The organism is Kitasatospora sp. NPDC051853, assembly GCF_044452665.1.
Taxonomy (GTDB): Bacteria; Actinomycetota; Actinomycetes; order Streptomycetales; family Streptomycetaceae; genus Kitasatospora.
In genome coordinates this window covers 127398-151090 of record NZ_JBITBY010000015.1, presented here as the reverse complement: position 1 = coordinate 151090, position 23693 = coordinate 127398, and the positions used below count along the sequence as shown (strand labels likewise).

Sequence of the window (23693 nt, the reverse complement as noted above, 5' to 3'; positions counted from 1 at the left end):
CAATAACGGGGTCTGGGTCAGATGAGTTCGTCGGAGTCGACCGGCTCCCAACCCTCCATCAGCTCGTCGGGGTAGGCCGCGACCGGGGCCTGACGGGCCGGCTGACGGGTGCTCTGCCGCGGCGCCGGAGCGGCGGCGGAGCCCGCGGCACCGTCCGCCTTGGGCTTCGCGGAGGCCCGGCGGCGGCCGGGGATCGCCCGCAGCGCCTCGCCGATGTCGGAGACCTCGACCACCTTCATGCCCGGCGGCACCTTGCCCGGATCCGGCGGCACCAGGGCGTGGGTGAAGCCCAGCCGGTGCGCCTCGGCGAGCCGCCGCTGAACGCCCGTCACCCGCCGCACCTCGCCGGCCAGGCCGACCTCGCCGATCGCCACCAGGTTGTTCGGCAGCGGGGTGTCGGTGGAGGAGGAGGCCACCGCGAGGGCGATCGCCAGGTCGGCCGAGGGCTCGGTGAGCTTCACCCCGCCGACGGTGGCGGTGTAGATGTCCTGCTTGCCGAGCTTCACCCCGCCGTGCCGCTCCACCACGGCCAGGATCATCGCGATCCGGGGCGACTCCAGGCCGGAGGTGGTCCGGCGCGGGGAGGGGATCTGCGAGTCCACCATCAGCGCCTGGACCTCGGCCACCAGCGGGCGCTTGCCCTCCAGGGTGACGGTCAGACAGGTGCCGGCGACGGGCTTGTCACGCCGGGTCAGGAAGAGGCCGGACGGGTCGGCCAGGCCGACGATTCCCTCGTCGTGCAGCTCGAAGCAGCCCACCTCGTCCGTCGCGCCGTAGCGGTTCTTGACGCCGCGGATCAGGCGCAGCCGGGCGTGCCGGTCCCCCTCGAAGCTCAGCACCACGTCGACCAGGTGCTCCAGCAGGCGGGGCCCGGCGATCTGGCCGTCCTTGGTGACGTGGCCGACCAGCAGGGTGGCCATGCCGCGCTCCTTGGAGACCCGGATCAGCGCGTTCGCCACCTCGCGGACCTGGGCCGGGCCGCCGGGGGCGCCGTCCAGCTCGGCGGAGGCGATGGTCTGCACCGAGTCCAGGATCAGCAGCCCGGGGTTGACGGTGTCGATGTGGCCGAGCACCGCGCCGAGGTCGGACTCGGCGGCCAGGTAGAGGTGGTCGGAGAGCGCGTTGATCCGGTCCGCCCGCAGGCGGACCTGGCCGGCCGACTCCTCGCCGGTGACGTAGAGCGTGCGGTGCTGCGCGGTGGCCGCCTTGGCCGCCACGTCCAGCAGCAGGGTGGACTTGCCGACGCCGGGCTCGCCGGCCATCAGCACCACCGCGCCCGGCACCAGGCCGCCGCCGAGCACCCTGTCCAGCTCCGGCACGCCCGTCGAACGGGCCGTCGCCACCTGCCCGTCGATCTGCCCGATCGGCTTGGCGGGCGAACTGACCGGGCCGGCCGCCGTGGTGCGGATCGGCACCGCGCCGTACTCCTCGACCGTCCCCCAGGCGTTGCACTCCGGGCAGCGGCCGACCCACTTGGGCACCACGTTCCCGCACTCGGTGCAGCGGTAGGCCGGGCGCGGCTTGGCGGTGGTCTTGGTACGGGCAGCCATGGCCCACACCGTAACGGCTGCCACCGACAACCGGGGGCGCGTACGGGTGACGGGGCGGCTCGCGGAGGTGACGGTGCGGCTGGTGTTGTTACCCGAAAGAAGTACAAGGAGCCCGATTCCGCACCGGCGCACGGGCCGGTGCCTAGTGTCGGAAGGGTGTCGACTTCCCCCACGCCCCAGGCCGCCGGCACCGCGTCGACGGCCGCGGCCTACGAGCAGTACGCCGACGGGCTGTTCACCTACTGCCTCTCGGTGCTCTGCGACCACGACGCCGCGGTGGCCGCCGTCCGCGAGGTGCGCGACCTGGCACTGCGTCACGACGCCCGGCTGGGCGAGCCCGGGCTGCGCCGGGCCTGGCTGTACTCGCTGGCCCGGCACTGCTGCCTGCGCCGGATGGCCGAGGGCCCGGACGGCGGCGCACCGCCCGCCGGGGGCGCCCCGGTCAGCCGGGAGCACCGCCGCGAGCTGGCCTCGCTGGCCTGGCCGGAGGGCGCCGGGACGTCCCCGGAGCAGCGCGAGGCCCTGGAGCTGGCGGTCCGTCACCGGCTGGCCCCCACCGAGGTGGCCGCCGTGCTCGGGCTGCCGGGGCCGGAGGCCGACGGGCTGCTCGCCGCCGCCGAGGCCGAGGTCTGGCGGACCAGGGTGGCCCTGCTGGTGCTCGGCGTGGGCAGCTGCCCGGTGCTGGCCGAGCTGGGCGGGGCCGGGGCGGAGCACTGGCGGGAGTGGGTGCTCGGCCCGGCGCTGCGCCGGGAGCTGGTGCGGCACGTGGTGGAGTGCCCGACCTGCCGGGGCACCGCCGAGCGGGTCTCCGGCGAGCTGGACTCCGGGCTGGCCGCGCTGCCCGGCCTGCCGCTGCTGCGGGCGCCCGCGGTGCTGCGGGAGCGGCTGGTGGTCCGGCGGCAGGCCGGGCCCGAGGAGGAGACGCTCCGCTTCGACCGGCAGGGCTTCCCCCGGCACCGGGCGCCGCGCCGGCTGCGCGGTCCGGCGGTCCGTCAGCGGGTGGTCACCACCGGCGTGCTGGCGGCCGTGCTGACCGCGCCCGTGGTGGCGCTCTGGGGCGCGCACCGGGGCGCGGACGGCGGCTCCGGCCAGGCCAGCTCGGTCTCCTCGGTCCGGGTGGAGACCCCGGCGCCCAGCTCCGCCCCGCACGCCCCCCAGCCGGCCTCGGACCACGGCCCGGCCGGCGAGCCCGGCCTGACGCTGGCCGGCGCGGTCACCGGCGCCGCGGACGGGGCCGTGGGCGTGGCCGTGCCCGCAGGCGCAGAAACGTTGCTCCCCTCGGTGCTCGGCCCCGCCGTCCCGGTGCCCTCCCGCAACGCGGTACGGCTCGACCGCGCCACGCCCCACCTCGAAACGCCGCCCGCCACCGGCCCGGCGGCTCCGTCAGCACAGCAGGGCGGCGGCCAACTGACCGTCCAGGCACAGGAGTTCGGCGAACGGACGGTGATCACCCTGGTGAACTCCGGCTCCACCGTCCTGCACTGGCGGGCCGAGAGCGACGCCCCGTGGCTGCGACTCAGCCGGGACTCCGGCACCCTGGAGCCCTCCCAGCGGATCACCCTCACCGTGACCGTCGACCAGGACCTCGCCCCGCAGCACCCCTGGCGGGCCCGGATCGCCCTGCCCCCCTCCCAAGCCGTCGTCACCCTGGAAGGCGGCCCGTCCGACCGTGGCGTCCCGACCCAGCCCACCTCCCCCGGCTCCACGCCCTCCCCGGACCCGACCCCGACACCGAGCCACTCCCCCACCACCGAGCCGACTCCGACGCCCACCCCGACCCCCACACCGACCCCGACGCCGTCCGGCTCCCCATCCGCCGACCCGAACCCCACACCCACCCCGTCGGACGCCCCGTCGCCGACCACGGGCCAGGGCCCGGCCTGACAGGAGGCGGTGACCCGCCCACGGCGGCCGCCACCCGGACGGGTTCCGGACCACCGGGCCGACGGACTGTCAGGCCGTCAGGACCGAGAGCGCGTCCCCCGCGTACGCGGCGCCGAGGACCAGCGGCACCACGGTGGTGATCGCCGCCCGGTGCGCCGAGGTCCAGGCCTTCCACTCGCCCAGCGTGGTGGCGGTCCTCGCCGCGCCGCCCGACAGGCGGACGGCGAGCGGCAGCAGGGTGCAGAGCGAGCCGGTCAGGGCCAGCACCGCCACCGCCACCGCCCTGGCGCCGGGGCCGACACCGGTGGTGGTGACGGCGACCGCGGCACCGGCGAGCAGCACCGGGTTCTTCGGGTCGGCCACCACCTGGGCGGCGGCCAGGGCGGCCGCCCGGCCCGGGGTGAGCAGGTCCACCTCGCGCAGCCAGCGGGGCGGGCGGGTCACGTGGCCCTGGCGGGGGCGGTTGCGCCACCGTCCGAGGCCCATGCCCAGCAGGGCCAGCCCGGCCGCCAGTTGCACCCACCCGCCGCGGTCGCCACGGAGCCCCAGGGCGGACGCGGCCGTCACCGCCGCGGCCGCGAGGGCCGCCAGCGTCAGCGTCCAACCGGCCGCGAACGCCACGCCGTTGGACCGTCCCCGCGGGGTGGCGAGCACCAGCACCACGGCGATCAGCGGCACCGGGCCGAACGCGATGCCGACGGCCGAGGCCAGCACGGACCCGACGGCCTCACCCACGGGTGCTCCCTCCCGGCTGCCCGACGCCCCGTCAGACCGCGGACCGGCCGGACGGCGCGGCGGCGGACGGGCGGCCCTCGCGGATCCCGGCGAGCATCTCCTCGCGCAGCTCGACCGGCAGCACGGCCGGCTCGAAGTCCCCAGCCCCGATGCCGAGTTCGGCCAACCGCCGGCGCAGGTCGCGTTCGGCCGGGCGGGCCGCCGGGTCGGCGGGGAGGGGCAGGAAGCCGAGCAGGAAGTCCAGCAGCACGAAGTAGTCCGGGCCGGTCAGCAGCTCGTCCCGCCAGACCGGCCAGACCGGCTCCGGCGCGGCGGCCGGCGGCTCGCCGTGGTGGGCGCTGAGCGGCAGCAGGAGCACACCACCCTCGCAGGGCTCCTCGGCCCGGACGGTCACCCGGACCAGTCGCCCGTCGGCGCGCAGCACCCCCTCGTACGGCTCGTCCCCGTAGGGCACCCCGTCGGACCCGGCACCGTCGTACTCGGCCGCGTCGTACGGCGCCGCGTCGTGCCGGGCCCCGGCGATCAGGTAGCGCACGGGGCGGGCGCCGCAGGTGAGGGTGCCGATCAGCGAGGAGTCCAGCTCCTGCACGGTGGCCGAGACACCGGGGCCGGCCGCCGGGAGCTCCAGGACCCAGGGCTCGGTCCGCAGGTCGAGCCAGGCCCGGGCGTACCCGCCGCCCTCCGCCCGGTGGCGGCCGAACCGGCCGAAGCCGCCGACGTAGCCCGGGTCGGCCTCGTCCAGCACCTCCGGGTAGAGCAGCCGGTAGCCCTCCAGCAGGGGGTGCCCCCAGCTCCAGGCCTCCGCCGCCGTCCGTCGGACCGTCCCGGGGTCCACCAGTGCCGGATTGCCCATGCCGCCGCGCTCCCCGTTTCCGGACATACCGTCACGAACCGTACGGTCCGGATGCTATGCGACCGGCCCGCCCCCGGCACGCAGGGCACGCGGCGCAGGAAGGTGGCCACCCCGGGGGGGCACGCGACGAAAGTGGTGATCCCAGGGGCGCGGGGAACTGCGCGCGGCGGAAGGACGAAACCCGTGTGCCGGGTACGGACAGCCACTTGCACGTGAGTCTCCGTACCCGGCACACGGGTCTGTGTCTTCCGATTCGCGCAGTTCCCCGCGCCCCTGACCGCCCTCCGGGCGGTCCGAGGGCGGTCCGAGGGCGGCCCGAGGGCGGCCCGATGTGCCCTCACTGCACGGGTCAGAAGGACCGTCGGGTGACCAGTTCGGCCAGCGCCAGCAGGTCGTCGGCGGCCGACGGGTCGGGCACCGCGTCGGCCAGGTGGCCGATGGCGGCGGCCATCCGTTCGCAGGACTCGCCCTGGGCCCAGGCGCGGCCGCCGGCCCGGTCCACGGCGTCGGCGGCCTCGGCCAGCTCCTCCTCCGTCAACGGGCTTTCCAGTGCGTAGAGTTCGGCCAGCCGGGTGCCCGCCTCGGTGCCCGAGCCGAGGGCGAAGACCACCGGGAGCGACTTCTTCCGGGCCGCCAGGTCGGCACCGACCGGCTTGCCGGTGACGGCCGGATCGCCCCAGATGCCGATCAGGTCGTCGATCAGCTGGAAGGCCAGCCCGATCTCCCGGCCGAAGGCGTCCAGTGCCTCGGCCGCCTGCTCCCCGCCCCCGCCGTACAGCGCGCCGACCGCTCCGGCGCAGCCGAGCAGCGCCCCGGTCTTCGCCTCGGCCATCTCCAGGCATTCGGCCAGTGTCACGTCGGTGCGCTGCTCGAAGGCGCAGTCGGCCTGCTGGCCCGCGCACAGCTCCACCACGCAGTCGGCCAGTCGGCGTACCGCCTGCGGGGCGGCGGGGTGGCCGTCCTCGGCGAGCACCCGCAGGGCCAGTGAGTGCATCGCGTCCCCGGCCAGGATCGCCTCGGTGGTGCCGAAGGCACGCCAGGCGGTGGCCCGGTGACGCCTGGTCAGGTCGCGGTCGATCACGTCGTCGTGCAGCAGGGTGAAGTTGTGCACCAGCTCCACCGCCGCGGCGGCCCGGACGGCGACGGCCGGGTCGGCGCCACCGACCGCCTGGAGGGCGGCCAGCACCAGGGCCGGGCGGATCGCCTTGCCCGAGCCGGTGTCGGAGGGCGTGCCGTCCGCCTCCCACCAGCCGAAGTGGTAGCCGGCCACCAGCCGCATGGACTCCGGCATGGAGTCGATCGCGGCCCGCAGCGCCGGGTCCACCACCGCCCGGGAGCGGGCCAGCAGCTCGGCCGCCTCCTGGCCCTCCTGGCCGCCGGTCCCGGTGGCCTCGGCGGCTCCGGTACCGGCTGTCCCGGTCCCCGCGCCCGTCCCGCTCCGCTCCAGCGCGAAGATCCCCATCGTGCCCTCCCCCTCTGTTCCTCGACTGCCTCGACTGCCTCGACTGCCTCGACTGCCTCGAACGAACCGAACCGCCAACCCCGGGCCCGCTAGCCGCGGTGGGCCACGTCGACGTTCTCCAGAACGCCGACCGCGTCCGGCACCAGCACGGCCGCGGAGTAGTAGGTGCTGACCAGGTAGGAGACGATCGCCTTCTCGTCGATCCCCATGAAGCGCGCGTTCAGCCCGGGCTCGACCTCGTCGGGGATGCCGGTCTGCCGCAGGCCGATCACGCCCTGCTGCTTCTCGCCGACCCGCATGGCCAGGATCGAGGTGGTCTGGCCGGGGCTGATCGGGATCTTGTTGCAGGGCAGGATCGGCACCCCGCGCCAGGTGGTCAGCTGCCTGCCGTCCTTCTCCCTGGCCGGCGGGTACAGGCCGCGCCGGTTGGCCTCGCGGCCGATCGCGGCGATGGCCCTCGGGTGGGCCAGGTAGAACTTGGTGCCCCGGCGGCGGCTGAGCAGCTCGTCCAGGTCGTCGGGGGTGGGCGGGCCGGAGCGGGTGGAGATCCGCTGCTCGTGCGCCACGTTGGCCAGCAGGCCGAACTCCGGGTTGTTGACCAGCTCGTGCTCCTGACGCTCGCGGAGCGCCTCGATGGTCAGCCGGAGCTGGTGCTCGGTCTGGTTCATCGGCTGGTTGTAGAGGTCGGCGACCCGGGTGTGCACCCGCAGCACCGTCTGGGCCACGCTCAACTCGTACTCGCGGGGCCGGAGTTCGTAGTCCACGAAGGTGGTGGGGATGACCGGCTCGCCGGTATGCCCGGCGGCCAGCTCGATCGCGGCCTCGCCGCGCTTGTTGACGGGGCGGGCGGCGGCCTCGCGGTGGGCGCGCAGCTGCTCGCGCAGCCCGGCCGAGCGCTCGGCCAGCTGCCGGAAGGCGTCCAGCGGGAGTGCCAGCACGGTGCCCGCCGTGGTGGCGGTCACGGTGTACGGCCAGTGCGGCTCGTCCTGGGCCAGCGCCTCGTCGCCCACCGGGTCGCCGTCGGCGGCGCCGCCGAGCGCGGTGGTCTCGCCGTACTTGCCGGTGCCGGTCCGCCCGAGCTTGCCGTGCACGACCAGCAGCACCTCGGCCACGGGGTGGCCGGCCTCCGCCAGCACCTCGCCCGGCGCGACCTGCCGCTGCACGCAGCGGTCGGCCAGCTCGGCCAGCGGCCCGTCCTCCGGGAAGCCGCGCAGCACCGGCAGTTCGCGCAGCGAGGGCGGCACCGGGCGGACCGCGGCACCGGTCTGCTCGAAGGCGACCCGGCCGCGGCCGGCCAGGTACGTCAGCCGGCGGTTCACCCGGTACGTCCCGGCCTGCACCTCCACCCAGGGCAGCGCCCTGAGCAGCCAGCGGTCGGTGATCTCCTGCATCTGGGGGGCGGACTTGGTGGTGCTGGAGAGGGTGCGCGCCGCCTCGGTGCCGAGGCTGGAACGCGACTGTTCCGCCCCGCGCGGGGCGGGGATTCCCTGCTGGATCTCGGTGGTCATCTGTGACCCCTCCGCGGGCACGGCGAACGTGGACGTGGTTGCGCTCCATGGTGCTGCGGAATCGGACGCCCACGGTCCAGTCCGGCGGATCAACTCACCCGAACTGATGACAGTTCAGGCGTTCGAGCCCCTTCGGCGCCACCTCTGTGCTCCGGGCGCCCCCGTACGCTCCGTTCCCGGAAGATTTCACCTCCCGGTAACCTTCCGCGCCCCACCTCAGGAACCGCCCCTGGCAGGGCTTTTGACCCTCCGTCCGCCCCCGGGTCCACGCGCGTCACGGATCGGCTGCCACCCCCCGTTCACCCGGTTCGAACGGGGCGCTAAGGTGCCACCACAAGGGCGCGACCAAGGCCGTTCTGGCCACTCTTCCGCGGACGCCCTCTCCCTTTGCCGTGCCCTCCTGCCCTGCCCTTCGCCCTGCCCTCCTGCCTTGCCTCCTGCCTTGCCGTGCCCTCTCCCCGGGAGACCTCCGTGAGCGCCCCCGTCCGCGTCTGGCTGAACCGCACCTACGCCGAGAACGTCTTCTTCATCGACCTGCTCCGGGCCGCCCCGGTCGAGGTCTTCGCCACCCACGTGGACACCGACTCCCCGGTGCTGGCCGCCGCCGACCACGGCCTGCCGGAGCCGGACGGCCTGACCCCGGAGGCGTACCTGGAGTTCGCGCTGGACTTCTGCGGCCGGCACCGGATCGACGTCTTCCTGCCGCGGCTGCACCAGGAGGTGGTGGCCCGGCACCGCGCGGAGTTCGCCGCGATCGGCACCGCCCTGGTCTGCCCGCCCGCCGAGGGCATAGCCACCTTCGCCGACAAGGTGGACGGCTACGTGGCGATGGCCGCCGCCGGCCTGCCGGTGCCGCCCTGGTACCGGGTCCGCACCGCCGGTGAACTCCTGGCCGCCGTGGCCGAGTTGGAGGAGATGGGTGAGCAGCCCTGCCTCAAGCCGGCCAGCGGCGCGGGCGGCGAGGGCTTCCGTACGATCACCCGGGAGCCGTTCAGCCTGCGGCAGTTGAACGGCTGGCCGAGCGGGAGCGTCCAGCTGGACCAGCTCGCCGCCGCGCTGACCGCCGCGCCCGGCTCGGTCGACCTGCTGGTGATGCCCTACCTGGCGGGCCCCGAGATCTCGGTGGACTGCCTGGCCGACCAGGACGGCCGCCTGCTGGCCGCCGTCGGCCGCACCAAGACCGGCCGCCGCCGGGGCTTCACCACCGACCCGGCCTACCTGGAGCCGGCCCGGCAGCTGGTGGAGACCTTCGGCCTGTCGTACCTCTCCAACGTGCAGTTCCGCCACTTCCGGGGCACGCCGGTCCTGCTGGACATCAACACCCGGCCCTCCGGCGGCCTGCACCAGCTCCGCCTCTGCGGCCTCAACCTGCCGCTGGCCGCCGTCCAGCTCGCCCTCGGCGCCAGCCCGGTGCTGCCGCTGGTCGAGGACCTGCTGGGCACCGACTACGCGCTGGTCTCCTCGATCCAGCCGGTGCTGCCCGCACCCGAGGCCGTCCCCGCGCCTGAGGCCGTTCCCGTACCCGTGGCCATCCCCGCACCCGCACCCGCAGCCGCCGCCCCGGTGGCACGGCTCGCCGCGATGGCCTGAGCCTCCCCGGCCCGACGGCGGGTCAGGCCGGGTCAGGTCAGGTCAGGTCAGGTCAGGTCGGTCCAGTCCAGTCCAGGGTCGGCGGGAGGACACCCTCCAGGGTGAGCAGCCAGCGCTTCACCTCGATGCCGACCTGACCGCCGCCGAAGCCGCCGATCCCGTCCGAGGCCACCACCCGGTGGCAGGGCACCAGCAGGCAGAGCGGGTTGGCCCCCATCATCTTGCCGACGGTCCGGGCGGCGGCCCAGTCGCCCTCGTCCAGCTCGTCGAAGGCCCCGCTGCGGGTGGCGAGTTCGCCGTAGGTGACGGTCCTCCCGAACGGGACCTCGCGCTTGAGGGTCTCCAGCACCACCCGGTGCGGGCCGGTGGCGAAGCGCCAGTCGAGCGGCAGCTCCAGGTCCCGCCGGTTCCCCGCGAAGTACTCGTCGACCCGGGAGCGCACCAGCGCCACCCGCTCCCGGTCCTCGCACTCCGGCAGCCCGGCGGGCAGCCCCGCCACCACGTCACCGTGGTACGAGACCGCGGCCACGCCCCGGTCGGTGACGGCCAGCCGGACGGGCCCGCTCGGCAGCGGCGTCGGAACGGTCACCCACGAGATCGACATGCCCGCACGCTACCCGCCCGGCTCACGCCGCGTCCCGGCTTCGCCGGAGGTGCCCAGCTCCGCCGGAGGTGCACGGCTTCGTCAGAGGTGCTGGTCCAGGTAGTCGGCCAGTCGGCGGGACCACTGGGCCTGGTCCTCCTCCTCGTCCTTCGCCGCCGGCGCCGGCCCGCCCTCGGAGAGCGCCCGCAGGGTGCGCGCCAGGCGCGCGGCGTCGTCGTGACTGAGCATCACCAGTGCATCGGTGTGTCCGATGGTGACCGAACCGGGCATCGTGTCCTCCTCAGTTCCGACCCCCGCCTCCCACCGTACGCCGCGTCCCCGTGCTCTTCCCGCGCGTCGGCGGCGGCCTCCCCGGACCGGCTCGGGTATCAAGAGAAAGGCCACCAAATCGGTACATAAGGAGCAGCCGCATGCCGGTCCTCACCCCACCACCGATGCTCACCGCCGACAGCTCCGCCCTGATCGCCGAGATCGAGGCCTACCTGGAGTCCCTCCCGGCCCCCGCCCGTCTCGCCGTCCCCCGCATCTGCCCGCTCGGCAGCGTGCTGCGCCCCTGGCACGCGGGCTTCCCGCTGCCCGCCCCCACCCTGCTCGACCGCCTGCTCCGCCGGCCGCCGCGGCCGGCCCCCCTGAGCGTGGCCGACCACCTCGCCCTGACCTCCCGTTACCTGACCTCCGCGGGCTGGGTGCAGGGCACCATGTGGGACGCCCGGGGCCGGGTCTGCCTGCTCGGCGCGCAGGCGGCGGTGCTCGCGCACGGCTTCGGCACGGCGGCCGAGGCGCGGCGCGGCCGGGCCCAGGTGATGGAGGTGCTGCACTCCGACGGACACTGCGTCAGCTCGCCCGACGAGTTCAACGACTCTCCTGGTACGAGGCTCGCGGACGTCCACCGCGTGCTCGGAAGGGCCGAACTGCGCGCCCGTACACTCGGTATCTGAGCCCTGTCGGCAGCCCGCCGGCCGCGACCGGAGGGGAGCACCCAGCGATGAGCGAGGCCGTGCGCAGCGCCGCCGTCCAGGACGAGAAGAGCCGCCGCAAGCAGATGTGGCTGCGGGCCAGCTTCTACATCGCCGGGACCCACCTGTTCGCCGGGTTCGTGATCCTGCTCTTCGCCCTGGGCAACCGGCACTGAGCCGTCGACCGAGCCGTCGGCGGTCGCGGCGCTACCGGTAGAGCGCGTCGAGCAGGAAGGCGCCGAGCGCCATGCCGGCCAGCAGCGCACAGATCGTCAGGTTGACCACCTTGTGCTCCCAGAACACCGCGACGAACTCGCGGATGCTGGCGCTCGGCAGGTAGTAGCCGGCGGTCGGGGCCCCGCGCACCTGGCCGTTGACCCCGGCCCGGCGGGCCAGCATCGCGGCCCGGTAGGCGTGGAAGTTGTTGGTCACCACGACGCAGCGGTAGCCGGGCACCGCGTCGCTCATGATCTTCTGGCTGAAGACCAGGTTCTCCTCCGTGGTCCGCGACCGGTCCTCCTCCCACACCCGCTCCGGCGGGGCGCCGTTCTCGACCAGCCAACGGGCCATCGCGGTGGACTCCGGGAGCTTCTCGTCGGTGCCCTTCCCGCCGGAGGCGAGCAGCACCGGGGCCGGGCGGCCCTTCGCCACCTGGCGGTCGTGGACGGCCAGGCCGCGGCGCAGCCGGGCGGCCAGCAGCGGCGGCACCCGCTCGCCGTCGATCAGACCGGCCCCGAGCACCACCACGAAGTCCACTCCGCCGCGGGCCGGGATCCGTCCGTAGAGCCAGGCGTAGCCGAGGAAGCAGAGGCAGAGGAAGGAGAGGTAGGCCGAGAGCAGCAGCGCCGCGACCACGAAGGCCAGGTAGCCGGAGGAGGCGTTCGGCCGCCCGGCGAGCAGGACCAGGACCACCATCCCGTAGATGGCCAGCCCGAGCAGCAGCGAGAGCAGGGTGGCCGGGCGGGCGCCCTCCTTCCTGATCACGGTGACACCGTTGAGGATCAGGGCGGCCCCGAGCACCAGCACGCCCAGCGCGGGCACCAGCAGCACCGCCGCGTAGACGATCATCGCGGGCGTGTCCGGCAGGTGCCGGGCCTGGGCGAGCAGGGCGGCGGCCAGGCTGGTCAGGGTCAGCCCGAGCAGCACCGCGTTGCGGAACCGCCTCCGGTCCTGCCAGACGCTGGCGCAGAAGGCCAGGAAGAGGATCAAGGCCGGGAGGAAGGCGTACATGCCGCCCATCGTAGGCGGCGGTCCGGGCGCCCCGGCAGACGCTTCTGACCGTCCGTCACGGGGGCGGCGGCCGGGTCACCCGGCGGCGGCGAAGGCCTCGGTCCGCTCCCGGAAGTCGGCGACGGCGTCGGCCAGCCACTCCAGGAAGGAGCGGAGGTCCGGCTGGACCGGCTCGAAGTCGGACTCCCACGACGCGCCGGCGGACCGGTACACCCGGCCGTCCGTGCCCACCGCGAAGATCAGCCCGCCGCCGTCGCTGCCGAGCGGGAAGCCGGTGACGCCCGCCGCCAGCTCCTCGTGGCCCGGGCCGGGGCAGCAGCAGTCCGGCCGGCCGGCGGCGGCGAGGTGGTAGCCGTGGTCGACGTTCATCAGCCAGGCCTCGGCCACCACCCGGTGGAACAGCGCCAGCTCGGCCGGGTAGCCGGGCGCCGCGGCGTGGCGCTCCGCCAGGGCCCGGCTCCGCTCGTCGGCCGGGACCACCCGGCCCCCGGGCGGCGGGCACCCGCAGTCGGCGTCCTCGTCGCACACCTCGCACGCCTCGTACGGCGAGTAGCCGTGGACCTCCTCGAACAGGGCGTCGATCGCGGTGAGGTCGTCGGCGGTGCGGCGCCGCCAGTCGAGGAGCCAGTCGGTGGTGAGGCGCATCCGCCCAGCTTAGAAGGCGGCCCCGCGCCGGAGCCGGCCGTGACTCCGTGCGGCTCCGCCGCGTCGGCGGGCACGGGGTACACATGCCCCGGCTACGGCGGCCCGACCCCTGGAGAAGACCGCCCCCGAGCGGACGGTCCGTCAGCCGACCGGGGCCACCGGGCCGAGGTGGTTGCGGAGGGCGGCGGCAGCCGCGGCCGGGTCGTCGGCGAAGAAGTGCACCCGCTGCGCCTCGGCCCGGCGGCCGAGCGGGCGGGTGACGGTCACCGGGGCCGCGAGCTCGACCACGACGTTGGTCTGTGAGCCGGCCGAGACCGCGCAGCGGCCGTCGGCCAGGGCGACGGCCTTCTCCTCGTTGAAGTTCCGCTCGGTGCGCACGGAGGTGATCAGCCCGAGCGGTATCCGCAGGTCGAAGAAGGCGCCGGAGCGGATCCGCAGCTCGGTGTCGGAGACCACGTGCGGCCGGGTGGCCCGGGCGGCGCCGATCGCCAGCACGGCGATCACCCCGTAGACGTCCAGCAGCAGGAGCAGCCCGCGCAGCCACTCCGGGGCACCGACCCCGCGCAGCAGCAGTTCGGTGGCGACCCCCTCGACCAGCACCACGAAGAGGAAGGCCAGCAGCATCCCGCGTTCCTCGCGCTCGTAGGGTACGGCGGTGGCGCCCGGCGGGACGCCGTGGCGGCGGCGCCGGGCCAGCAGCCAGAGGCTCTGCATCCCCCGGAGGTCGAACAGGACCAGTCGGCGGAGCACCCGCAGCGCACCGGACCGACCACCCGGCTCTGAACCCGCCCCCATCGCTGTCTCCCCCTGCCTCTCGCTCTCCACCGCAGGCTCCGTCTCCGTCGAGGTCTCCACCGTGGTCTCCGTCTCGGCGTCAGGCATCAGTCCCCTCCCCCCAGGAGTGCGAACAGCCGGTGGATCACGGCCAGTTGGGCGGGCGCCAGCTCCTCAGCCAGCGCGGCCGGCAGCTCCTCGCCGGGGATGCGGCCGGCCATCCGCTCGGCCATCACCGGTGGCAGGTGCGCCACCAGCTCCTCGGCCAGCCGGTCGACCTCCGGGTCGTCCGGCTCCGCCCCGGCCAGTGCGTCGAGGCGCCGGTAGAGCGGGAGCAGGTCGGCGTTCCCGGCCAACGGGCGGATCATGTCCAGGAGTTCGGCCCGCTGCTCGGGCCCGCCGGCCGTGTGGACCAGGGCGAACACGTCGCGGTCCAGGGCGGCGAAGGACGACCCCTCGACCGGGAGCGCGGCCAGCACCTCGGCGAGCTCCGGGTCGACGGCACTGTCCGGGTGCAGCTCCTGCTGGGCCAGCAGGGCGGCCAGCCGGGCCCTGCGGTCGGCGATGGCCTGCTGCTGGCGGGCCAGGTCGCGGTCCAACTCGGCCAGCACCTCGCGCAGTTCGCGGCCCCGGTCGTCGGCCAGCACGTCCCGGATCTCGTCCAGGGAGAGGCCCAGCTCGGCCAGCCGCCGTACCCGGGCCAGCTCGACGGCGTCCCGCAGGCCGTACTCGCGGTAGCCGTTGGCCCGCCGCTCGGGCTCGGGCAGCAGGCCCTGGTGGTGGTAGTGCCGCACCGTCCGGGTGGAGACCCCGACCAGGGCGGCCAGTTCGCCGATTCGCATGGCTCCATGACACACCTTGCCGCTACGTCAAGGTCAATCCGCCGCTCCGGCACCGTCCGGGGCGTCACAGCCGACACACTTGCGCACTACCTGTCGATATTTTGCACGTTTCCATGGACTTCATGCAGCGTCGCCCCTAGTCTCTCCCTCGCTCGGCCGTCGTCCCCCACCCACGACCCAGCGAGGCCCACCACATGCAGCCACCCACCGCCCGCCGCCTGCGCGGGCCGGTCGCCGTCCTCACGGCGGCCGCCCTCTCCACCGGCGCCCTGCTCGCCGTCACCACGGCCCCCGCGCACGCGGCCGCCGTCCCCACCCTCTCCCCGCTCGACGTGCCCGGCCGGGGCGCGACCGTCCCGTTCAAGGAGCAGGAGGCCGAGTTCGCGGCCACCAACGGCACCGTGATCGGCCCGGAGCGGCGCTACGGCACGCTCCCCTCGGAGGCCTCCGGCCGCCAGGCCGTGACCCTCAACTCCCCCGGTCAGTACGTGGAGTTCACCCTCACCGCACCCGCCGACGCGATGAGCTTCCGGTACTCCCTGCCGGACTCCGCCGACGGCAAGGGGCGGGACGCCTCGATCGACCTGCTGGTCAACGGCAGCAAGCTCAAGGACCTCCCGGTCACCTCCAAGTACGGCTGGTACTACGGGGGTTACCCGTTCAACAACAACCCCGGCGACACCAACCCGCACCACTTCTACGACGAGACCCGGACCATGTTCGGCTCGCTGCTGCCGGCCGGCGCCAAGGTCCGGCTCCAGGTCTCCTCCACCGCGCAGTCCCCCAGCTTCACCATCGACCTGGCCGACTTCGAGCAGGTCGGTCCGGCCAAGGCCAAGCCTGCGGGCGCGCTCGACGTGGTGGCCGACTTCGGCGCCGACCCGAGCGGGGCCACCGACTCCACCGCCAAGTTCCAGGCCGCCGTCAACGCGGGCCAGGCGCAGGGCAAGACGGTCTGGATCCCGACCGGCACCTTCACCCTCTACGACCACGTGGTGGTGGACGGCGTCACGCTGGCCGGGGCGGGCCCCTGGTACTCCGTGCTCGGCGGGCGGGACCCGGTCAACCGCAACCGCGCGGCCGGCATCTACGGCAAGTACGTCCCGGGCGGCGGCTACGGCGGCGCGGTCCGCCCGCACGAGGCCAACGGCCCGAGCCGCAACGTCACCCTCAAGGACTTCGCCATCATCGGCGACGTCCGCGAGCGGATCGACGACGACCAGGTGAACGCGCTCGGCGGGGCGATGAGCAACTCCACCGTCGACAACCTGTGGCTCCAGCACACCAAGGTCGGCGCCTGGATGGACGGTCCGATGGACCGCTTCACCCTCAAGAACAGCCGGATCCTCGACCAGACCGCCGACGGGGTCAACTTCCACACCGGCGTGACCAATTCGACCGTCACCAACACCTTCGTCCGCAACACCGGCGACGACGGCCTGGCCTCCTGGCCGGAGCGGGTGCCCAACGTCGGCGACAGCTTCACCCACAACACCGTGGTGCTGCCGATCCTGGCCAACAACATCGTCACGTACGGCGGCAAGGACTTCACCATCTCGGACAACGTGATGGCCGACACCATCTCCAACGGCGGCGGCCTGCACATCGCCAACCGGTACCCCGGCGTCACCTCCGGCAACGGCACCGCCGTGGCGGGCACCGTCACCGCCGCCCGGAACACCCTGATCCGGACCGGGAACAGCGACTACAACTGGAACTTCGGCGTCGGCGCGGTCTGGTTCAGCGGCCTCAACGAGCCGATCTCCGGCGCCACCATCGCCATCTCGGACACCGACATCCTGGACAGCTCCTACGAGGCGATCCAGACCATCGAGGGCGCCTCCAGCGGCATCAGTTTCACCAACGTCACCATCGACGGGGCCGGCACCTACGCCGTCCAGGCGCAGGCCAACTCCTCGATGCGGTTCACCAACGTGACGGCACGCAACATCGCGCAGGCCGCCACCCCCGTCCACAACTGCGTCGGCACCGGCTTCCAGATCACCGACGGCGGCGGCAACTCCGGCCTCACCGGCTCGACCTGCACCGGCACCTGGCCCAACCCCCAGTTCACCTACGGCGGCCGCCCGTCCAACGGGACCACCCCGACGCCCACCCCCACGCCCACGCCGACCCCCACCCCGACGCCGACCCCGTCGCCCTCCCCCACCACCCCGCCGGCCTGCACCCCGGGTGCGACGGCCTCCAGCACCAACCAGAACTACGGCGCCGGCAACGCGGTCGACGGCAACCAGTCCACCTACTGGGAGAGCGCCAACAACGCCTTCCCCCAGACCCTCACCCTCGACCGCTGCACCGCCTCGGCCGTCACCGGGGTCCGGCTCGCCCTGCCCTCCGGCTGGGAGTCCCGCACCGAGACGGTGGCCGTGCACGGCTCCACCGACGGCAGCACCTGGACCGAACTCGCCTCCCCCCGGGGCGTGGTGATCGCCCCTCAGGGTGAGATCACCTTCCCCTCCGCCACCGTCCGGTTCCTCCGCCTGACCTTCACCGCCAACACCGCCTGGCCGGCCGCCCAGCTCTCCGAGCTCACCGTCCTCACCGGCTCGACCCCGACCACCACGCCGACCACCACCCCGCCGACCACGCCGCCCGCCTGCACCCCGAGCGCCACCGCGAGCAGCACCACCCAGACCTACACCGCCGCCAACGCGGTCGACGGCAACCAGTCCACCTACTGGGAGAGCGCCAACAACGCCTTCCCCCAGACCTTCACCCTCGACCGCTGCGCCACCACCGCCGTCACCGGCCTGCGTCTCGCCCTGCCCTCCACCTGGGGCGCCCGGAACGAGACGGTCGCCGTGCACGGCTCCGCCGACGGCGTGAACTGGACCCAGCTGGCCGCCGCCCAGAGCGTGGCGATCGCCCCGACCGGGACGATCACCTTCCCCTCCACCACCGCCCGCCACCTGCGGCTGACCTTCACCGCCAACACCGCCTGGCCGGCCGCCCAGCTCTCCGAGCTCACCGTCCTCTAGCCACCGCACCACGACAGAGCCCCCTACGGTCGGCGGACCGTAGGGGGCTCTGTCGTGTGCTCAGGACTGCATGCTCAGGAACGCTCGCGCGGCGGAGCGGTGGAGCCGCGGACCACCAGCTCGGGCTCGAAGAGCAGCTCGTCGTGGGTGATCTTCGCGCCGCCGATCTCGCCGACCAGCAGGTCGACCGCAGCCCGGCCCATCGCCTCGATGGGCTGGCGCACGGTGGTCAGCGGCGGGTCGGTGCAGGTCATGAAGGAGGAGTCGTCGTAGCCGATGACCGAGAGGTCGTCCGGCACCGAGAGCCCGGCCCGGCGGGCCGCCCGGACGGCGCCCAGGGCCAGCGGGTCGGAGGCGCAGATCACGCCGGTGACGCCCTGCTTGAGCAGCCGGGTGGTGGCCGCCTGGCCGCCCTCCAGGGTGAACAGCGCCCGCTCGACCTGGCTGTCCGGCAGCTCCAGGCCCGCCTTGGCGGCGGCGGCCCGGGCGGCGTCCAGCTTGCGCCGGGACGGCACGTGGTCGGCCGGGCCGAGCACCAGGCCGAGCTTGCGGTGGCCGAGCTGCTTGAGGTGGCCGATGGACTGCTCCACGGCCACCGCGTCGTCGCAGGAGACCCGGGCGAAGTCCAGGCCGTCGATGGCGGCGTTCAGCAGCACGGTGGGCAGGCTGCGCTCGGCGAGCCGGTCGTAGTGGTCGTGCGGGGCGTCGCCCTGGGCGTAGAGGCCGCCGAAGAAGACCACGCCGGAGACCTGCTGGGCGAGCAGCAGGTCCACGTAGTCGGCCTCGGAGACGCCGCCCGCGGTCTGGGTGCAGAGCACAGGGGTGAAGCCCTGGCCGGCCAGTGCACCGCCGACCGCCTCGGCGAAGGCCGGGAAGATCGGGTTCTGCAGCTCCGGCATCACCAGGCCGACCAACCGGGCGCGCTCGCCGCGCAGTTGGGTGGGACGCTCGTAGCCGAGCACGTCGAGCGCGGTCAGCACGGCCGCCCGGGTCGCGTCCGAGACCCCGGGCTTCTCGTTCAGCACCCGGCTGACGGTGGCCTCGCTGACCCCGACCTTCTGCGCCACCTGGGCAAGTCGTCGCGTCATGGTGGGAGTGTACGTCGTCCTTCGCAAGCCGTTTGCGCTTTCTTGCGCTGCTGCCCCGGGCGCGTCAGGGGCGCCCGGGGCAGCAGCAGCTCTCGGAGGGATGGGACCTGGAGGGGACTACGGGTTCACGGTGATGGTGAAGGTGGAGGTGGTGTTCCTGATGTCCTGCGCGTTGCCGCTCATCCGCAGGTTGTTGAAGACCACCGACCCGACCGCCGGGCCCTGGCCGGGCTCGGCCGACTCGTTGGCCCAGATCCCGAAGCCGGACTTGGCGTCGTAGGCGTCACCGCTCTTCTTCGCCCCGGTGATCGAGATGTTGCTGAACACCGTGTCCTTGACCGGGAACTGGGGCTGGCCGCCCGAGTAGTTGGTCTGGAACATGATGCCGTGGTACGTCGGGTCGACGATGTCCACGTCGCTCACCCGGATGCCCTGGAACACCTTCGAGGCGGAGAAGACCCAGATGCCGGGGAAGGTCTGCGAGCCCCAGAAGTGGCCGCCGGACCGGACGATCGAGATGTTCTGCAGGTTGGTCGGGTCGGTGCCGAAGCCGTTCATCGGGTACCCGAAGTCCAGCGAGCTGATGGTGATGCCCGAGTAGACCAGGGTGTCGGCGATGTGGATGTTGCGGAAGGTGTTGGCGTAGCCGCCGTAGACCGCGACGCCGGCCGCCCGCCAGGTGAGGATCGAGGTCAGGTTCTCGAAGACGTTGTTCTTCTCGTCCGCGCCGCCCGCGTCGATCGCGGAGAACAGCGCGAAGGAGTCGTCACCGGTGGCCCGGGCCTCGATGTTGGTGATCAGGTTGTCGGTGGAGCCGTTGGTCATGTTGATGCCGTCCGCGAAGGTGTCGCGGATCCGGGAGTTCTTGATGACCATGTTGTCGGTGTTGGCGCCCCAGTAGAGGCAGACCATGTGCTCGACCCAGATGTTGTCGATCACCATGTTGGCCACGTTGGCGAAGTCGAAGACCTTGCCGGGGCCGTCGATCCGCGAGGTGTAGTTGCCGAAGTAGGCGAAGCCGGTGAACGAGGAGCCGTTGGCGGTGGCCTCGGCCCGGAAGCCGACGTCGGTGTTGGACTGGGTGTCCGGGGCCCGGAAGCGGGTGAACCACGGGCCCGCGCCGACCACCTTCACGGCCTTGCCGTAGACCTGGAACTTGCTCGCGGTCTGGTAGTCACCGGCCGGCAGGTAGACGCCGACCAGCGTGCCGGTGGTGTCCATCCGGACCTTGTCCAGGGCGTTCTGCACGTCCTGGTGGGTGAAGCCGGCCGGGACGGCGTACTTCGCCGGGTCCGGGTTGGCGACCGCGGTGGCCTGCTCCAGGCTGACGAAGTCGATCGCGTACTGCGAGGTGTTGCCCGCGTCCTTCTGGAGCCTGATCCTGCTGCCCGCCGGGACGGTGGTGCCGAGCAGGACGTTGGCCTCGTCGTAGATGTGCCGCGGGCCGCCCGCGCCCGGCGAGTTGCCCGGGGCGGTCTCGCTGCCGTACAGCCAGGCGTACTTGGAGGTCAGGTCGATGGTCTTCAGGAAGGACCCGTTGACGTAGACGCTGAGCGTGGAGTTGATGCCGTCGCCGCCGGCCGCGTCCGGGATGGAGAACCGGGTGACCAGGGTGTTGGTCGGCGCCTTGGTGGTGAACTCCACCGACGCACCGGTGGAGTTGAGCGTCACCGCGCGGCGGCCGCTGGCCTCTCCGGCCAGGTCGCCGACGGTGCGGTTGGGCCCGACCAGGGCGGCCCCGCCGGCCAGCACGCCGTCCTCGGCCTCGTAGGTGTCGTACGGCATGTTGGCGCCGCGGCCGACGTAGAGGCTCTGGGTGTCGGTGTTGTTGGCCCGCTTCACCGGGAGCTCGTTGGCGTCGTCGGCGATCACCGTCTTCACGGTGTACTTGCCGTTGCCCGCCGTCCAGCTGCCCAGGCTCACCGGGGCGGTGGTGGCCCCGGCCGCGATCGCGCCGGTGTACGAGCCGGTCAGGGTCTTCACCACCGCCCCGCTCGCGTCGGCCACGGTCAGGGTGATGGCGTGGGAGCCGCCGGCCGAGGCCACGGTGCCCTGGTTCTTCACCGCCACCGAGAAGTTGACGGCGTTTCCGGCCGCCGGGTTGGACGGCGACCAGCTGACCGGGGAGGCGAGCAGGTCGGAGCTGGCCACCTGGCTGACCACCAGCGGGGCGGCGGCGGTGAAGCCGTTGTTGGTCTCGTCCCGCTCGATCACCGCATTGGCCTCGTCGACCTTGGCGGAGAGCTGGTAGCTGCCGGCGTTCTGCACCCCGGCGTTGACCTGGACGGTGGTGGAGGCCCCGGCGGCCAGCGCGCCGACCTGGGCGGTGCCGACCTTGGTGGAGCCGAGGTAGAGGTTGACCGAGCTGGCCGGGGCGGCCAGGTTGCCCACGTTCTGCACGGTGGCGGAGAGCGTGACGGCGTCGGTCTCCACCGGGTTGGCCGGGCTGGCCGAGGTGGCGGTGACGGTCAGGTCCGGGTTGGGCGCAGGGGTGCCGATCACCTGGAACTCGGCCACCTGGCCGCCCCCGGAGCCGGAGTTGGCGGTGAACCGCAGCTGCACGTCGGCGGCGGTGGCGGAGACCGGGATGGTCACCGTGTTCCCCGAGGGCTGGTCGAAGGTGTAGCTCTTCGCCGCCACCAGCGAGCTGAAGCCGCTCGCCGACTGGTCCCGGCCGAGCACCTCGATGGTCTGGGTCCGGGAGGACCAGGCCGCCGCCGGGTTGAGCTTGACCACCACGGCGCTGACCGAGGCGTTGGAACCGAGCTGGACCGCCAGGGTGCCGGGCTGGCCGTTGGCCTCCCAGTAGGTGGTCACGTCGTTGTCGTTGGCGTTGGCCGCGACGAAGGTGTGGATCACCGAGGAGGCCGAGATCGGCTTGCCCGCGGCCAGGTTGGTGCCGCCGGTGGTGCCGCTGCGCAGCACCGTGTTGCTCGCGGCCGACTGGTTGCCCGCCGCGTCCTTGGCCTTCACGTGGTACGAGACCGTCTCGGAGTCGGCCCGGCTGTCGGTGTAGGTCAGCACGGTGCCCGCGACGCTCGCCCGCAGCGTGCCGTTGGCGTACACGTCGTAGCCCGTCACTCCCACGTTGTCACTGGCCGCACCCCACGCCAACTTCACCTGACCGGAGGCGGGTTGGGTGTAGGACAGGGTGCCGGGCGCGGACGGCGCCTGGGTGTCGCCGCCCTGGCCGGTGCGGGTCACCGTGTTGCTCGCGGGTGACTGGTTGCCCGCCGCGTCCTTGGCCTTGACGCTGTACGAGACCGTCTCCGCGTCGGGGCGGCTGTCGGTGTAGCTCAGCACGGTGCCCGCCACGCTGGTGAGCAGCTCGCCGTTGGCGTACACGTCGTAGCCGGTCACGCCGACGTTGTCGCTCGCCGCGCCCCAGCTCAACTTCACCTGACCGGAGGCGGGTTGGGTGTACGACAGGGTGCCGGGCGCGGACGGCGCCTGGGTGTCGCCGGTGTTCGGCCCGTAGACCTCCAGCTCGGAGAGCTGGGCGGCCGGCCACGCGGTGTTGGCGGTGACGTGCACCCGCAGGTACCGGACGGTGGTGGTGCCGAGGTCCACCGTGACCGCATTGCCGGTGGCCGGGTCGAAGACCCGTCCGGCGGAGGCGGAGAGGTCGGTGAAGGTGGTGCCGTTGGTGCTGCCCTGGATCGACAGCGTCTGGGTGCGGCGCTCCCAGCCGGCCGGGAGCTTGAGCACCGCCCGGTTGACCGCGACGGCCGAGCCGAGGTCGACCTGCACCCACTGCGGGAGGGCGTTGTTGCTGCTCTCCCAGTAGCTGGCCTGGTTGCCGTCACCCGCGTTGGCCGCCACGTAGGTCTGGCTGACGCCGCTGCTGCTGAAGGCCCGGCCGAGCGCCAGGTTGGGGCTGGTGGTCGAGGAGCCGTGCACCTCCAGCTCGGAGATCTGGGCGGCCGGCCAGCCGGTGTTGGCCGAGACCGCCAGCCGGACGTACCGGGTGGTGGCGGCCGGGAAGGTGATCCGGACGGTGTTGCCCGCGCCCGGCTCGAAGGAGTACGCGGCCGAGGTGGCCAGGGTGGTGAAGGAGGTGCCGTCGGCGCTGCCCTGCACGGCCAGCGTCTCGGTCCGGCTCTCCCAGCTCGCCGGGAGCTTGAGCACCACCTCGTCGATCGAGGCGGAGCTGCCGAGGTCGACCTGCACCCACTGCGGCAGCGCGCCGTTGGCGCTCTCCCAGTAGGTGGACTGGTTGCCGTCGTTGATGTTGGCGACGGCCTGCCCGCCGGTGGTGCTGGAGGCGGAGACCGCCTTCCCGGCGGCCAGGTTGGGACCGCCGGCGGCTACGGCGGTCCCGGTCGGCAGCAGCGGGCCGGCCAGGGCCAGCAGGCTGAGCGTGGCCGCGGTGGCCACCAGCCGGGGAATGGGTGCTCTGGTTCTCACGGGGGTCCTCTTGTCTCTGACGACGGGGTGGGGGTGAGGAGTTGGGGGAACCGTGCGCGTGCGGTGGCGACCGGGCCGAAGCGGCCATCCGGGCCTCCGGGGAGGAGGGGCGGCGAGCGGAGCGGCACCCGGCCCGATGGCGGGCCGGGCGGAGGGAGGCCGCTCCGTCAGCGGGTCAGGCGACGCGCAGCCAGACCGCGGTGTCGGTGGGGAGCAGGGCCGGGCCGCTGAGCGGGCCGCTGGCCAGCAGCAGGGCGCGGTGCTCGGGGAGCAGCACCGGCTCGGCCCCGAAGTTGACCACGCAGAGCAGGTCGCCCCGGCGGAAGGCGAGCACCTCGCCGGCCGAGGAGAGCCATTCGAACTTGTCGCCGTGCAGGGCGGCTTCGGTGCGGCGCAGCTTCAGGGCGGTGCGGTAGAGGGTCAGCATCGACTCAGGGTCGGGGGGGGGGGGGGGCCCCCGGGGGGGGGGGCCGGCGCCCCCCCCCCCGCCGCCCCCACCCCCCCCCCCCCGCCCCCCCACAGCGGCGTGGGGCCCCCCGCGGCCGACGCCCCGGCGGCCCACCACC

18 protein-coding genes and 2 pseudogenes are annotated in these 23693 nt (G+C 73.7%); 6 read left to right on the top strand and 14 right to left on the bottom strand.

All coding sequences use genetic code 11. The features are described from left to right. Positions 1 to 17 precede the first annotated feature (17 nt). A complete protein-coding gene (gene radA / locus ACIA8O_RS34655; protein ID WP_396298001.1) occupies positions 18 to 1550 on the bottom strand; it encodes a DNA repair protein RadA in 1533 nt (510 codons plus the stop codon). Positions 1551 to 1706: 156 nt separating this feature from the next. On the opposite strand from radA, the gene ACIA8O_RS34650 reads away from it, so the two are divergent. Beyond that, entirely contained in the window at positions 1707 to 3434 is a 1728-nt protein-coding gene (locus tag ACIA8O_RS34650; protein ID WP_396298000.1) for a hypothetical protein, read from the top strand. A 69-nt stretch (positions 3435 to 3503) separates the two neighbouring features. Here ACIA8O_RS34650 and ACIA8O_RS34645 read toward each other — a convergent pair whose 3' ends face one another. The 4 genes from ACIA8O_RS34645 to ACIA8O_RS34630 all read right to left on the bottom strand — a co-directional run bounded on the left by ACIA8O_RS34645 (position 3504) and on the right by ACIA8O_RS34630 (position 7992). Then, entirely contained in the window at positions 3504 to 4169 is a 666-nt protein-coding gene (locus tag ACIA8O_RS34645) for a GAP family protein (RefSeq protein WP_396297999.1), read from the bottom strand. A 31-nt stretch (positions 4170 to 4200) separates the two neighbouring features. Next, positions 4201 to 5049 carry a DUF1254 domain-containing protein gene (locus ACIA8O_RS34640; RefSeq protein WP_396297998.1) on the bottom strand — a complete coding sequence of 283 codons (849 nt, stop codon included), beginning with the start codon at positions 5047 to 5049 and terminating at the stop codon, positions 4201 to 4203. 322 nt (positions 5050 to 5371) lie between these two features. Beyond that, a complete protein-coding gene (locus ACIA8O_RS34635; protein ID WP_396297997.1) occupies positions 5372 to 6484 on the bottom strand; it encodes a family 2 encapsulin nanocompartment cargo protein polyprenyl transferase in 1113 nt (370 codons plus the stop codon). Positions 6485 to 6573: 89 nt separating this feature from the next. Continuing rightward, complete coding sequence (locus tag ACIA8O_RS34630; RefSeq protein WP_396297996.1) at positions 6574 to 7992, bottom strand: family 2B encapsulin nanocompartment shell protein; 1419 nt, start codon at positions 7990 to 7992, stop codon at positions 6574 to 6576. A 471-nt stretch (positions 7993 to 8463) separates the two neighbouring features. On the opposite strand from ACIA8O_RS34630, the gene ACIA8O_RS34625 reads away from it, so the two are divergent. Beyond that, positions 8464 to 9582, top strand: coding sequence for an ATP-grasp domain-containing protein (locus ACIA8O_RS34625; RefSeq protein ID WP_396297995.1), 1119 nt, complete (start codon positions 8464 to 8466; stop codon positions 9580 to 9582). A gap of 52 nt (positions 9583 to 9634) precedes the next feature. Here the strand turns inward: ACIA8O_RS34625 and ACIA8O_RS34620 are convergent, their stop codons facing one another. Both ACIA8O_RS34620 and ACIA8O_RS34615 read right to left on the bottom strand, forming a co-directional pair. After that, positions 9635 to 10186: a methylated-DNA--[protein]-cysteine S-methyltransferase gene (locus ACIA8O_RS34620; RefSeq protein ID WP_396297994.1), complete on the bottom strand. Its 552-nt coding sequence runs from the start codon at positions 10184 to 10186 to the stop codon at positions 9635 to 9637. An 81-nt stretch (positions 10187 to 10267) separates the two neighbouring features. After that, positions 10268 to 10456: a hypothetical protein gene (locus ACIA8O_RS34615; RefSeq protein WP_396297993.1), complete on the bottom strand. Its 189-nt coding sequence runs from the start codon at positions 10454 to 10456 to the stop codon at positions 10268 to 10270. Positions 10457 to 10596: 140 nt separating this feature from the next. On the opposite strand from ACIA8O_RS34615, the gene ACIA8O_RS34610 reads away from it, so the two are divergent. Together ACIA8O_RS34610 and ACIA8O_RS34605 are read left to right on the top strand one after the other, a co-directional pair. Next, positions 10597 to 11124: a hypothetical protein gene (locus ACIA8O_RS34610; RefSeq protein WP_396297992.1), complete on the top strand. Its 528-nt coding sequence runs from the start codon at positions 10597 to 10599 to the stop codon at positions 11122 to 11124. Positions 11125 to 11171: 47 nt separating this feature from the next. After that, on the top strand, positions 11172 to 11318 hold the full coding sequence (locus ACIA8O_RS34605) for a DUF6126 family protein (RefSeq protein WP_396297991.1): 147 nt from the start codon (positions 11172 to 11174) through the stop codon (positions 11316 to 11318). A gap of 31 nt (positions 11319 to 11349) precedes the next feature. Here ACIA8O_RS34605 and ACIA8O_RS34600 read toward each other — a convergent pair whose 3' ends face one another. From ACIA8O_RS34600 to ACIA8O_RS34585, 4 genes are all read right to left on the bottom strand, one after another. Further along, a complete protein-coding gene (locus tag ACIA8O_RS34600) occupies positions 11350 to 12372 on the bottom strand; it encodes a YdcF family protein (protein ID WP_396297990.1) in 1023 nt (340 codons plus the stop codon). Between the two features lie 75 nt (positions 12373 to 12447). Next, positions 12448 to 13017, bottom strand: a complete 570-nt coding sequence (locus ACIA8O_RS34595; RefSeq protein ID WP_396297989.1) for a hypothetical protein — start codon at positions 13015 to 13017, stop codon at positions 12448 to 12450. A 141-nt stretch (positions 13018 to 13158) separates the two neighbouring features. Beyond that, positions 13159 to 13899 (bottom strand): hypothetical protein, encoded by a 741-nt coding sequence (locus ACIA8O_RS34590; RefSeq protein ID WP_396297988.1) that lies wholly within the window; start codon positions 13897 to 13899, stop codon positions 13159 to 13161. Continuing rightward, positions 13899 to 14633: a MerR family transcriptional regulator gene (locus tag ACIA8O_RS34585; protein WP_396297987.1), complete on the bottom strand. Its 735-nt coding sequence runs from the start codon at positions 14631 to 14633 to the stop codon at positions 13899 to 13901. Before ACIA8O_RS34585 ends, ACIA8O_RS34590 begins: the two co-directional genes overlap by 1 nt. A 194-nt stretch (positions 14634 to 14827) precedes the next feature. Between ACIA8O_RS34585 and ACIA8O_RS34580 the strand changes: the two are divergent. Together ACIA8O_RS34580 and ACIA8O_RS34575 are read left to right on the top strand one after the other, a co-directional pair. Then, positions 14828 to 17197 (top strand): annotated as a pseudogene (locus ACIA8O_RS34580) (discoidin domain-containing protein); the annotation flags it as partial. Positions 17198 to 17272: 75 nt separating this feature from the next. Next, a pseudogene (locus tag ACIA8O_RS34575) lies at positions 17273 to 17632 on the top strand (discoidin domain-containing protein); the annotation flags it as partial. 74 nt (positions 17633 to 17706) lie between these two features. Here ACIA8O_RS34575 and ACIA8O_RS34570 read toward each other — a convergent pair. The 3 genes from ACIA8O_RS34570 to ACIA8O_RS34560 all read right to left on the bottom strand — a co-directional run bounded on the left by ACIA8O_RS34570 (position 17707) and on the right by ACIA8O_RS34560 (position 23554). Next, complete coding sequence (locus ACIA8O_RS34570; protein WP_396297986.1) at positions 17707 to 18720, bottom strand: LacI family DNA-binding transcriptional regulator; 1014 nt, start codon at positions 18718 to 18720, stop codon at positions 17707 to 17709. A 117-nt stretch (positions 18721 to 18837) separates the two neighbouring features. Then, a complete protein-coding gene (locus ACIA8O_RS34565) occupies positions 18838 to 23127 on the bottom strand; it encodes a discoidin domain-containing protein (RefSeq protein ID WP_396297985.1) in 4290 nt (1429 codons plus the stop codon). Between the two features lie 175 nt (positions 23128 to 23302). Beyond that, on the bottom strand, positions 23303 to 23554 hold the full coding sequence (locus tag ACIA8O_RS34560) for a DUF3459 domain-containing protein (protein ID WP_396297984.1): 252 nt from the start codon (positions 23552 to 23554) through the stop codon (positions 23303 to 23305). Positions 23555 to 23693 lie beyond the last annotated feature (139 nt).